Annotated in this window: 3 protein-coding genes; all 3 read left to right on the top strand. The window is 45.8% G+C overall.

Annotated features, from left to right (window positions below; translation table 11 throughout):
* On the top strand, positions 1-268 hold a 268-nt coding region (locus CIK04_RS33845), incomplete at its 5' end, for a hypothetical protein (protein ID WP_325205806.1).
* Positions 269-316: 48 nt separating this feature from the next.
* Positions 317-478 (top strand): hypothetical protein, encoded by a 162-nt coding sequence (locus tag CIK04_RS33850; protein ID WP_325205807.1) that lies wholly within the window; start codon positions 317-319, stop codon positions 476-478.
* A gap of 85 nt (positions 479-563) precedes the next feature.
* On the top strand, positions 564-782 hold the full coding sequence (locus tag CIK04_RS33855; protein WP_325205808.1) for an EAL domain-containing protein: 219 nt from the start codon (positions 564-566) through the stop codon (positions 780-782).
* Positions 783-852 lie beyond the last annotated feature (70 nt).

Raw genomic sequence — 852 nt, forward strand, 5'->3', positions numbered from 1 at the left:
AGATGGCTCAGCAGCTCGACAATTTCCAGTTTTATTGGCGAGGACGTCGATCTCACTGGTTTCTCCGACACTGCATTGTGTCGTGGTAAAACACGGAGAAGACTTAACCGATGTCGTCTCGCATCTGTGTGAGCATCAAGGCAGCAATCAGCAAGTGAACTGGATTGATGGTGAGGCGATCGCAGAATCTCAGATCGAACAAACTCGCCTACATTCAGACGCGTATTTAAAAATAACGAGTTTGAACTCTATTGCCAGCGCTACATGAATTGGACAGATCCTAGTTCTCAGCATTAGCTTTGAAGTGCTAACGCGAGTGAAAACGTCGCAGGACAACCGTTTGCTGCCATCAGAGTTCTTTCCTTTGATTAACCAGTTTGGGTTAGAAGTGCAGTTAGATCAGTGGGTGGTGGAGCAGACATTCCGTTTATTGAGCGAGCAAGTGCGTCATTGGTGCCGTGTGGAAAATGTGCGGTGAACTTAACCGCCCGATCACTGGCGATGGCTGGTTTGAGTACGTGGATTATCGAAAAGCGCACCAGTACCGAGTGCCCTAGATAAATATGTTTGAAGTGACCGAGTCCTCCGCACTGCAAAATGAAGAGCAGGCGATTGAAACACTCAAAGTGCTGCGAACTGCAGGGTGTAAAATTGCGTTGGATGATTTTGGTACTGGTTACGCGAGCTTTGCTTATTTAAGACGTCTACCGCTTGATATTGTCAAAATAGACGGGGAGTTTATAAAAGATCTGCGTTCAATGAAACCGACAGATAATTGTTGAGTCAATAAGCAATGTCGCCAATGATATTGGTTTGGAAAACCGTGGCTGAATTTGTCGAAAGTGAACAACA

This window comes from Vibrio sp. 03_296, assembly GCF_002265885.1.

Excerpts from the sequence above, each read along its gene's own strand:
- CIK04_RS33855 (WP_325205808.1), top strand. The coding sequence starts at position 564 with ATGTTTGAAGTGACCGAGTCCTCCGCACTGCAAAATGAAGAGCAGGCG.